General features: G+C 52.0%; 7 protein-coding genes. 5 read left to right on the top strand and 2 right to left on the bottom strand.

Annotation, left to right across the window (positions count from 1 at the left end; all coding sequences use genetic code 11):
- Positions 1 to 635 precede the first annotated feature (635 nt).
- The 4 genes from ACTCCX_RS11620 to ACTCCX_RS11605 all read left to right on the top strand — a co-directional run bounded on the left by ACTCCX_RS11620 (position 636) and on the right by ACTCCX_RS11605 (position 7272).
- Complete coding sequence (locus tag ACTCCX_RS11620; protein ID WP_463276142.1) at positions 636 to 2882, top strand: heavy metal translocating P-type ATPase; 2247 nt, start codon at positions 636 to 638, stop codon at positions 2880 to 2882.
- Between the two features lie 325 nt (positions 2883 to 3207).
- On the top strand, positions 3208 to 4404 hold the full coding sequence (locus tag ACTCCX_RS11615; RefSeq protein WP_463276143.1) for an iron-containing alcohol dehydrogenase: 1197 nt from the start codon (positions 3208 to 3210) through the stop codon (positions 4402 to 4404).
- A 166-nt stretch (positions 4405 to 4570) separates the two neighbouring features.
- The gene (locus ACTCCX_RS11610) at positions 4571 to 6574 is read left to right on the top strand and encodes an HIRAN domain-containing protein (protein WP_463276141.1); all 2004 of its coding nucleotides are present in this window, start codon (positions 4571 to 4573) and stop codon (positions 6572 to 6574) included.
- 194 nt (positions 6575 to 6768) lie between these two features.
- On the top strand, positions 6769 to 7272 hold the full coding sequence (locus tag ACTCCX_RS11605) for an AbrB family transcriptional regulator (protein ID WP_177208572.1): 504 nt from the start codon (positions 6769 to 6771) through the stop codon (positions 7270 to 7272).
- Positions 7273 to 7442: 170 nt separating this feature from the next.
- Here ACTCCX_RS11605 and ACTCCX_RS11600 read toward each other — a convergent pair whose 3' ends face one another.
- Together ACTCCX_RS11600 and uvrC are read right to left on the bottom strand one after the other, a co-directional pair.
- Complete coding sequence (locus tag ACTCCX_RS11600; RefSeq protein WP_463276140.1) at positions 7443 to 8294, bottom strand: DegV family protein; 852 nt, start codon at positions 8292 to 8294, stop codon at positions 7443 to 7445.
- 138 nt (positions 8295 to 8432) lie between these two features.
- On the bottom strand, positions 8433 to 10217 hold the full coding sequence (gene uvrC / locus ACTCCX_RS11595) for an excinuclease ABC subunit UvrC (protein WP_463276139.1): 1785 nt from the start codon (positions 10215 to 10217) through the stop codon (positions 8433 to 8435).
- A gap of 142 nt (positions 10218 to 10359) precedes the next feature.
- Here uvrC and ACTCCX_RS11590 point away from each other — a divergent pair, with 142 nt between their 5' ends.
- On the top strand, positions 10360 to 11607 hold the full coding sequence (locus tag ACTCCX_RS11590) for an MFS transporter (protein WP_463276138.1): 1248 nt from the start codon (positions 10360 to 10362) through the stop codon (positions 11605 to 11607).
- Positions 11608 to 11767: the final 160 nt, after the last annotated feature.

Genomic DNA, 11767 nt, shown 5'->3' with positions numbered 1-11767 from the left:
TGGCAGAGTCTGCTCACTTAAGATATTGAACCGCCGTGTACGGAACCGTACGCACGGTGGTGTGAGAGGTCGGAGCCGTTAGGCTCCTCCTACTCGATTGTTCCTAAAAAAAAGGTTTCAGCTGCAATGTCATTAACTTAATGGGATTGACAAACAAGGAGAAGGTGGTAACAGGATGGGATTGGCGACCAGACTTCAGAAGAAATGCTCCGTCCGCCAAGCCAAACTGTCGAATAGGTGAGGTGGATCCGACAATTTGATTCCCGATTAAGCCAAGATTATCGAATGTCGAAAAACATTCAACAATTTCACATCCTGTAGGACCGAAATTATCGAATAGCTGAGGAATATTCAACAATTTGGCCTCGCAATCAAAAGAAGCAGAGAAGCAGAAATGCATCCTCTTTTTTTTCAGTTGTAATGGTGCTTAAGTTAATGACATTGCCCTCAGCTGCTGAAGTTTATCCTTTACGCAATATCGAGAAGAACGGTTAAATATTGGCTGACCCAAATTGACATACGCAACCTGACAGAATATAATATAGAAAACACATGAATAACAATTCATATGTAATGCGGAATGATTCCGTTTTCGGATAAAGAGTACGAATGCTTAGGCCTGAGGAGGGGTACGGATGTCTGACAAAATAAAGCAGATTGAATGGTATTTGGACGAATTGGATTGCGCCAATTGTGCCAACAAAGTGGAAACCGGCATCGCAAAAATAGAAGGGATCCTGGAAAGCAATGTGAACTTCATGACGAAGACATTGCGGATCGAAATCGAAGAGGAACAAGAGAACGAAATTTTGCCGAAAGTGAAACAAAAACTCGGTGTGCTGGAGCCGGATATCCATCCGACTCTGAAAAAAAGCGGTGCGCCGATCGGAGCGGATGGCCTGCCGGTAATGGCGGTCCGATCGGCTGAAACGATAGCTGCTGAGAATGTCGAAGACCCGCATGACTCTGACTCCGATGATGCTGATGGGCACAGCCATGGACATAGCCATGGGCATAGCCATGCACACGGTGAAGGGGATAAGGACGAAATCCGGAAAGCCGTTATCCGACTGCTTGTCGGATTTGGGATTCTGCTGGCGGCGATTTTCATTCCGGGTAGTGGCACGATTTCGCTGGTATTGTATGTGACCGCGTACTTGGTTGCGGGCTATGATATCATTTGGAGCGCGCTACTGAACATCAAGCACGGCCAGTTGTTTGACGAGAATTTCTTGATGACGATTGCCACACTGAGCGCTTTCTATATCCAGGAATATCCGGAAGCCGTGGCTGTCATGCTGTTCTATCAATTGGGTGAACTGTTCCAGGATATCGCGGTCGATAAATCCCGCCGCTCCATCGCCGAATTGATGGACATCCGGCCTGATTACGCAAATGTGAAAACAGCTGGCGGCATCGAAAAAGTCGCGCCGGAAACCGTCAAAATCGGTGACATCATCTTGATCAGGCCCGGCGAGAAGGTGCCGTTGGACGGGAAAATTGTCAGCGGAAGTTCGGCAGTCGACACCTCGGCATTGACCGGAGAATCGGTACCGCGCGGCGTAAAGGTCGGCGACAGCATCCTGAGCGGGTTCATCAACAAAAACGGCGTCATCGAAGTAGCGGTGGAAAAGCCGTTTGCTGAGTCCACTGTCGTCAAAATTTTGGATTTGGTGCAGAACGCCAGCGGCCGAAAAGCGCCGACAGAAAACTTCATCACCAAATTCGCCCGTTACTACACGCCGGTCGTTGTCATCGCGGCCGTGTTGCTGGCGGTGCTGCCGCCGCTCTTGTTCCCGGGCGAAAGCTTCCAGGAATGGCTTTACCGGGCCAGCATCTTTCTGGTCATCTCTTGTCCGTGCGCTTTGGTCGTTTCGATTCCGGTCGGCTTCTTTGGCGGCATCGGTTCAGCGTCTCGCAAAGGCATCCTCGTCAAAGGCAGCAACTTCCTCGAAGGACTGAATGATGTCAAAACGGTCGTGATGGACAAGACCGGAACGCTGACGGAAGGCAAATTCGCTGTGACCCGGATCGAAAGCGTCGGAGAACTGACGGAGGAGCGCTTGCTGGAGCTGGCAGCCTATGCGGAACTGCATTCCAGCCACCCGATTGCCGACTCCATCAAGGAAGCTTACGGGAAAGCGATAGTTGAAGACCGCATCTCTTCCACAAATGATATCCCCGGTCACGGTCTGCAGGTCGTCGTCGATGGGCAGGAAATCCTGGTCGGCAATGCCAAAATGATGGAGAAATTCGCTATCAGCCATACGCCGGCTCATGAAACCGGGACGGTTGTGCATATCGCTGTGGATAAACAATATGCCGGCTACATCCTGATCGCAGACGCCATCAAAGCTGATGCGAAGGCCACAATCGCTGGCTTGAAGGCGAGAGGTATCCGCACGATCATGCTTACTGGGGATTCCCGTGCGGTGGGCGAAGCAGTCGCCAACGAAATCGGCATCGATGAAGTCCATACGGAATTGCTTCCGCAGGACAAAGTGACGAAGCTGGAGGAAGTGTTGGCGAGCAAACAGAAAGGCGAAAAAGTCATCTTCGTGGGCGACGGCATCAACGATACGCCGGTGCTGGCCCGTTCCGATATCGGAATGGCGATGGGCGGTTTGGGATCCGATGCCGCCATCGAAGCTGCGGACATCGTCATCATGGACGATCAGCCTTCCAAGATTTTGACCGCAATTACCGTGGCGGAGGAAACACGCAAAATCGTCTGGCAGAACATCATTTTCGCGATGACCGTCAAAGGGCTGTTCCTGATTCTCGGCGCGTTCGGTGTCGCCACCATGTGGGAAGCGGTCTTCGCTGATGTTGGCGTGACCGTGCTGGCTGTCCTCAACAGTATCCGTATTCTGAAGAAATAAGCGTTAGTATGTGGGGCCGCCCAGCGGTCCCTATTTTTTGTGCGCTCCGGCGTCCGCCGGAGTACGGTGTTGCAACCGGGCTTCAGCTCCGGTGAGCGCATGGCTCACCGAACGTAATGTGAAGCAAATATGGCTCAACTCCGGGGAAGCTGCCTCCATCAGAGTTGGGGGTTTGATTGGGATGCTTTTCTCCGACGAAGGACGTGTTCACCGGTGCTCACACAAACCGGCTGTCGGCGCCGGCGGGGGGAACTGCCCGAGCATCCCAGATGGATTATCCGCGTGGCTGTGCTACAATGAAAAAATAACAGATGAAAAGTGAGTGATGAGATTGGAAAACGGAATCCGTAATTTTGAGTTTCAAAATCCTACAAAAATAGTATTCGGCAAAGATCAGATCAAGCGCATCGATGGCCTGATTCCGCAGGACGCGAAAGTATTGATACTGTACGGTGGCGGCAGCGTCAAGAAGTTCGGCACCTTCGATCGCGTTGTCGAAGCACTGGGCAACCGCGCATGGGCTGAATTCGGCGGCATCGAGGCGAATCCGACCTACGAAACGCTGATACAAGCAGTCGACAAGATCAAAGCGGAAGGCTACGACTATCTGTTGGCGGTCGGCGGCGGCAGCGTCATCGATGGCGTGAAGTTCGTTGCAGCCGGTGCCGTGTTCGACGGCGATCCTGTCGATATGTTCGGCAGCGGCGTCGGCAAGGGCTTGCCTGTCACAAAAGCCTTGCCTTTCGGGACGGTATTGACGCTGCCCGCCACGGCATCGGAAATGAACAACAACTCGGTCGTGACCTTTGTGGAAAAGCAAGCGAAGATCAGTTTCGCCAGTCCACATACTTATCCACAATTCTCCATTCTGGAACCGGAAGCGACATACACATTGCCGAAACGCCAACTGGCAAACGGCGTCATTGATTCCTTCATCCATGTGATGGAAGCCTATCTGACGTATCCGATTGATGCTAAAGTCCAGGACCGTTGGGCAGAAGGGCTGCTGCAGACATTGATTGAAATCGGCCCGGACGTAGTCGATGAGGACAACCACGACTATGCGACCCGCGCCAATTTCATGTGGACGGCCACGAATGCACTGAACCGTTTCATTTCCCCCGGTGTTCCCCAGGACTGGGCGACTCATCAATTGGGGCATGAGCTGACGTTGGCGTTCGGGATCGATCATGCGCGCACGTTGTCGATCGTTCTTCCGGCTATGATGAAAGTCCGCAAGCAGCAGAAGTGGGACAAATTGCTGCAGTATGCGGAACGCGTGTGGGATATCCGCGGTGATTCCGATCTTACCGACGAAGAAAAAATCGATTTGGCGATCAAAAAGACCGAAGACTTCTTCGCCAGTCTTGGCGCACCGATCCGCTTCTCGGATGTGGAACTGGATGAAACTGCAATTCCGGGTCTGGTGGAAGCACTTGTCCGCCACAAGAAAGAGAACATTTCCGAACGTGGGGACTTCACTACCGAGGATGCAAGAGCCGTTTATGCAGCCGCACTTTAAAATTATGCTTATTTCGCATCAAACTCCCTTTATCCGGGGAGTTTTTTTGCTTATTTCCCTCACGTTAATTTAATAATTTTTCAAACTAACATAGTGGCATACTGCAATCTATGGTAATATTGAAAGGAAGAGAGCATCGGAGTGAACAGGAAAGAAGGGTTGCCATTTGGAAAATAACCAGAGTATTTTCGAGACGATCTGCCGGCTAAAGGAAGAACAGCCTGGTCTGCCTTATCGTTTCCAGGATGAACGGACGGCTGGGCAAAAGGATGTGCTTTACGTCCTTGCATCCGAAGGGATCCCTTTTTGGCGGAAAGAGGATTTGGCCAAGGAGTGCTGCGGCATCCTGAAAGACCTTGTCAACAAAGAAGATACTATCCTGACAGATCCCGTCCTGCACCATTTCCTGGAGCATTATCCGATCTGCAGTTATTTCATAGAATTGCGTGAAAGGGTACGCGTCACTTTGGAAGCGGAATCAGCTGCAAGGGAGCGGCTTTACCATCTCGGTATGCGGCTCGCCCGCAGCGGTACCGATCCGGAACAAGTGAAATTGGGTATCATCCTTTTGGGGTTCTTTCCGTACGACACGACCAAGCAGATTATGCGGACACTGGGTTACCACAGCGATTACACTTTGTACGTGCTCGAGAGCATCCAATACGTCTTCCCTTTGCAGAACAACTTCATCTTTGAATTGGCGAAGCACACGGTTGGCTATGGGAAGCTGGCGGCCATGTTCCTGCTGAAGCCGGTCACTTGGGAGCAGCAGCACTGGATGCTTCATGAAGGCATCAAGAGTGATTTTCTCGCCAATATCTACGCCAATCTTTGCATTCAGAAAGCGGATATGCGCGTTTACTTCAAAAAGACGGAAATCACTGCCGCCAATTTCACGGATTTCGCCTACTTGATCTGTTATGCCGACTACAACAATGACAGCGTGACCATCGATGCCCAGCTGGACTTCCTGTACAGGTTCATCGATAAGCGCGACTATGCGGCAAATTTTATCGACTTGGGTGCGCTCGTCAGCATCTGGTACCAGACAGTCGAGTACTGGCAGCAGGATTACGACTTCATCAGTCAAAATGAAACGAAATACCGCCGCACAAAAACCATGTGGGATGTCCGTATCTCCCGCTACGAAAAGCTGGTGCACAGAGTCGAGAGTTTCCTGCATCAGCCGAAATGGCGCCACATCGTCTATCAGGAAATTTCCGCACCGAAGGAATCGGATAACCTGATCATGAAAGTGCTCGTCTACCTGAACATGCATCCCGATTTTCAGGCCTTCATGGAAGTACTGAGTCGGCAACCGTTGGGCTTCAATATGCTCGACTTCTTCCTGAAAATCAATCCCGAGCTCTATTTCGACGATGTCTGCGAATATCTGGATGCGATCCTGAACCCGGATCTTTACGGTCTCCCGCTGGAAATGGAGGAGCCGGAAAATCCGAGCGTCACCGATCTGATGCGCGCGGACGAGTGGCTGCTGCGCCTGTTCGAGGTGATGAGCGAAAAACGGAAATACAATGAAATTTGGTGCATCCGCGGCATCCACTACCGCCATGCCGGCGTGCGCAAAAAGGCTGTCCAGGTGCTGCAGCAGCACCGAAAAAAATGGTCCGACCAGGTAGAACGTGAACTCCAGGTTGCGCTTGAAAAGGAGCCGAACATCAAACTGAAGCGGCAGATCGACAAACTGCTGCAGCCGGAAAATCTGAAGAACCAAAAAGAAAGCCGCTATCTGAAGGCAAAGCAGCCGCCGTTGAGCCAGGCCCATACGGATAAGGAATTGTTGCATACCTACATCGCCGGCACGCAGTTCCACGAGTTGAGCGGAGTCGCCGATTTTCTGAAAACAGGGGACTTGTTGCAGCTTGTCCGGGAGGCCGATAATGCGTACGATGCGAATGCAATCGCCGTCGCGACGCAAGCCGGTTATATGCTGGGATATGTGCCGCGCTCGGAGAATCCTGTCCTGGCGAGCCTGATTGATGCCGAAGAGCGACTTTACGCGATCCTTGAATCGCCGACAATCGAAATGGAACGGCCAAAAATCACCATCGTACTGAAACGTACCTTTTTCCAGGCGCAACCGACTGAACAGGGCCAAGGCATCATCCTGCCGTTCCCGCCGCCCAAGAAAAAGAAATACGAATGGTAAGAAAAGCGGAACGGATTTATCCAGGGCTAACCGTGAAATTGGCCAACTTTTTATATAATACTAGCTGCAAAAGTGAAGGGGAACACCTAAAGAACACGGTGATCCCTTTTTTGTGCCGAAATGACCTTGACTATTTCGCCGGAAAGTCGAAAATGAATAGAAAGGGTCATTCTGACATAAGGGAGCGCATGCGTATGAATTTTGGGAAACTATTGGGTACATTGATTGTAGCATTCATCGGAGGCTGGGCAGGGATCCGTTTCCGTGTGCCGGCAGGAGGGATGATCGGTTCGTTGGTCGCGGTCGCCATCTACAATTATTTTTCGCAGATGGGCTATATGCCGGCCAATCTGAAGATCATCGGCCAAATCATCATCGGCGGAACTATCGGTATGAACTTCACGAAAAGCAGTTTGGCTGAAATGAAACAGGTATTTTTCCCTGCTGTCACTTCGGTGCTGATTCTGTTGACGGTGGGAGTGATCGCGGGCTACATCCTGCATAAAGTGGCCGGGATCGATCTGATAACGGCATTGCTGGGGACTTCTCCGGGCGGATTGACGGACATGACTATCTTGGCGGCAGCTTTTGAGGCAGACACGATTGTCGTATCCTCTATTCACCTTGTCCGTCTGTTCTCAGTCATCCTGTTGATGCCGATATTTGTCCGGATCATCAGCACGTACATCAATAAGTAAACGAAGCGGCCGGAACAAATGAGTATCTACGAGTTCGCCGGAGGTTGCATCCACAATCCACCGACAAGTAAGCCGGTCGTATGTGATCCATCAATTGAAGCTACCGAAAAGACAACAAAAAAGCGGCCATCTGCAAAAGACGGCCGCTTTTTACGTTAAGACAAAAGCTTTTATTCATATTTCTTGAGGTAGAACAATCCAAGCGTCCCCAACCCGGTATGCGAGCTGATCGTGGCACCGATCGTGTTCACATAGATGTGGCGCGGATGGAAATGTGATTCGATGTGTTGCCGCATCTCCTCTATGGCTTCCGGATCATCGCTATGGCAAAGGAAGACGTTTTGATCTTGGATCATGTCCGCCTCATCGCGCAATCGTTCATACATCCGGTTCATCACCTTTTTGCGTCCGCGCAGTTTTTCGACGGGCACCAGTTCCCCGTTGATGACCTCCAACAAAGGTTGGATATTCAGCAGCCCTCCAAAAAAGGCACTGGATTTCGAAAGCCGACCGCCTTCCGCCAGGTAATTGAGATCCTTGACGGTGAAAAGGGACACGACATTGGCTGCCGTGAAACGCACGCGCGCTTCGATCTCATCCAAAGTGAAGCCGGCTTCACGCATTTCGACCGCTTCTACAACAGACAAACCTTCACCAACGGAAGCACTCATGGAGTCGACCAGCCGAAGATCGAAGTCCGGGAACTCCTCTTTCAGTTGCTGGTAAGCCAAGAAGGCTGCTTGGTAGGTGCCGGAAAGTTTGGCGGAAAGGGAAATGTAGATGCCTGATTCACCGGATTCGGCCGCTTTCCGGAAACCGGAAAGGAATTTTTCCAAGGATACTTGGCTCGTTTTCGGATGACCGCCGCGTGCAATCATTTCATAGACTTTGTCGGCTTGGATTTCGATCATGTCCTCGTATTCGCCGGTATCCAGCAGCGTGGTCAACGGGAAGACTTCCACATCATTTTCCTGCAGATAGGCATAAGCCAAATCACAAGCACTATCGGTAAATATTTTCATCAGTAACGCCTCCTCCAGCGCGAGTTCTATCACGGGATTTTCCGTGGACTACTCTACATTATAGCACGTTTCGCCAGTTTGGAAAATTTCAGCGCAAAGGCTTCGTTAATGGAGCCGCAACGATGCCGAATTGAACCGTCAATCGTTCAGTTCGCCGAGTTCTTCCTTGATCAGCAAGGCCGTCTTCTCGGGGATGCCCAACGCTTTGAGGTCTTCGTAGCTGGCTTCGCGGATGTTCTTCATCGTCTTGAAATGCTTCAGGATTTTCGTGCGGGTTTTCGGTCCGACGCCTTCAATCTGGTCCAACTGCGAAGCGATACTGTTTTTGGCGCGCACTTGGCGATGGAAAGTGATCGCGAAGCGGTGGACTTCCTCTTGGATCCGCTGCACAAGATGGAAGGCCTGGCTGTTCGGATTGAGCTCCACGATTTCATCCTTCTCGCCAAAGATGAGCGAGGAGGTTTTGTGCTTCGTGTCCTTGACCATGCCCGCCACCGGGATGTCCAGACCGAGTTCATCCTCCAGCACTTCCTTGGCGGCATGCACCTGCACCTTGCCGCCGTCCATCAGAATCAGGTCAGGCATCGGGCGTCCCTCGCGCAGCAAACGGCTGTAGCGGCGACGGATGACTTCCTGGGTCGTCGCGAATTCGTTGCTGCCTTCGACCGTCTTGACTTTGTATTTCCGGTAGTTTTTGCGTTCCGGCTTGCCGTCCTTGTAGACCACCATCGCCGAAACCGGATTGGTGCCCTGGATGTTCGAATGGTCGAACGATTCGATGATTTCCAGATATTCGATGCCGAGCGCCTCGGAAAGTTCCTGGATGGCGCCGACCGTCTTGTGCTTGTCGCGCTCGATCAGCATGAACTTTTCCGTCAGCGCCAGTTCGCTGTTCGTGATCGCAAGTTCGAGGATGCTGCGCTTGCTGCCGCGGACCGGGGTATGCACTTTCGTCCCCAGCGCTTCCTGCAGCAGCTCCGTATCGACGCCTTTGGGCACGAGGATCTCCTGCGGCAGGATATGGTTGGGATCCTGATAGAACTGCATGATGAAGGAAGCCAGTTCTTCCTCCGGCGTGTCGTAGCAAGGGAAAAGGGCGGCTTCGCGTTTGATGATCGAGGACTGGCGCAGCAGGAAGACCTGGATCGAGAGCCAGCCTTTGTCCATATGGGAGGCGAAGACGTCGCGGTTCGTGTAGTCGCGGGACATGACCGTCTGTTTTTCAACGGTTGCTTCGATGTAGCTGATCTGATCGCGGTAATCAGCGGCCTGTTCGAAATTCAGGCTGTCGGCGGCGCGGTGCATTTTTTCCCGCAGATCCTTCTTGATTTCCCTGACTTCGCCGTTCAGGAATGCGGCGATGCGTTTGATCTGGGCATCGTATTCCTCTTTCGATACCTCGTGGTCGCAGCAACCGATGCATTGGCCCATATGGTAATAAAGACAGGCGCGCTTGGAATTCTTGGCGCACTTGCGCAACGGGTAGATTTTCTGGATGAATTCCTGCGTTTCCGATGCCGCGTAGACGTGCGGATAGGGACCGAAATAAATACCGCCGTCATCCTCGACCGTCGAAGTGATGATGAGCTGCGGATCCTTTTCGTTGGTGACCTTCAGGTAGGGATACATCGTCCCTTGTTTCAGCTTAATGTTGTATTTCGGCTGGTAGCGCTTGATCAGATTAATCTCCAGCAACAACGATTCCTTGTCCGTCTTGGTGACGATCGTTTCAAAGCGTTCGATGTCCGCGACCAGCAGCTGCGTCTTGCCTTCGTGCTTGCTGTGGAAATATGATTTCACGCGGTTCTTCAGATTTTTGGCCTTGCCGATGTAGATGATTTCGTCATCCTTGTCCCGCATGATGTAGCAGCCGGGCAAGTCGGGCAGCAGCGCCAATTTTTGGTTGATTTCTTCTCTGCTCATCCGTTTCAATCCTTTTACTTTTAGTTGAGAATAGTATAACATGAATGGAAACATACGTTCAGCCGTTTGATTCCAAATGAAGGTGAACGCAGTCATTTTTGGGGACACATCACAGTCCGCGCAACAAGGAAGTGCAAACAGTGTGGTAAAAAATATGGAATATGAAAAGTGGCAGCGTCAAACCGCGCTCTTTTTGGGAAGTCAGACGATTTCCCTGTTCGGCTCGTCTCTTGTCCAATACGCGATATTCTGGTACCTGACCTTGGAAACAAAGTCCGGCGTCATCATGACCTTATCGACCATCTTCGGCTTTCTGCCGACATTCTTCATTTCGCCGTTCGCCGGTGTTTGGGCCGACCGCTATAACCGGAAGCGCCTGATCATCCTTTCCGACGGCATCACCGCGCTCTCGACTTTGGTGCTGGTCCTACTGTTCTTGGCGGGACAGCGTTCGATCTGGATCCTGTTGGCGACCTCGGCCATCCGCGCAGTCGGGGCGGGCATCCAGATGCCGGCGGTCGGCGCTATCCTGCCGCAGATCGTGCCGGAAAAGGAATTGACTCGGATCAACGGCCTCAACGGCAGCATCCAGGCCGTCGTCATGCTAGTTTCACCGATGATCAGCGGCGCGCTTTACCAATTTGCACCGATGGAGGGCATTTTCCTGATCGATATCGTGACAGCAGCGTTGGCGATCGCCATCCTGGTGTTCCTGCTGAAAGTCCCGACCCATGAAAAAGCCAGTCAAGAGCAGGTCAGCGATTACTGGCAAGATATGAAACTCGGTTTCCGCTACATCCAGAACCACACTTTCATCAAAAGGCTGTTCCTCTATTTTTCGCTTGCCTTCTTCATGGCGGCACCGGTATCTTTCCTGTCACCTTTGCAGGTCGCGCGTTCGTTCGGGGAGGACGTTTGGCGCTTGACGGCGATCGAGATTGCCTTTTCGATCGGAATGATCGGTGGGGGCCTCTGGATCGCGTCATGGGGCGGATTCAAGAACCGGATCCACTCTGTTGCGGCGGCGATTGCGGTCATGGGCTTGTGCACGTTCGGGATGGGCGTCATTCCGGATTTCTGGATCTATCTTTTCTTGATGGGGCTTGTCGGTCTCGTCATTCCGCTCCTGAATGCACCAAGCATGACGCTGCTGCAGGAAAAAGTCGAGGAAGATTTCCTAGGACGGGTCTTCGGCGTCCAAAGCATGGTCGCCAGCTCGATGATGCCGCTGGGGATGCTTGTATTCGGGCCGCTGGCGGACCGGATGGCAATCGAAATCCTGATGGCCATCTCCGGCGTGCTGCTGATGGTCGTGGCCTTCTTCGCCATCCGCGACCGTGTCCTGCTTGAAGCCGGCAAACCGGAAACATCAGATACCGGAAAAGAATGAAACAAAGACCGGACCTGCTTTTGCGGCAGCTCCGGTCTTTGTTTTACGGAAAATATACCGAGGTTGTCGGATACCTTGCGGTTATCCGACAAGCAGTGCATCAAAAGCGGTGCGGTTGTCGGATACGTTGCGGTTATCCGACAACCAGTGCATCAAAAGC

It is taken from the genome of Trichococcus sp. (assembly GCF_055118575.1).
This window is presented reverse-complemented; position numbering and strand designations above follow the sequence as displayed.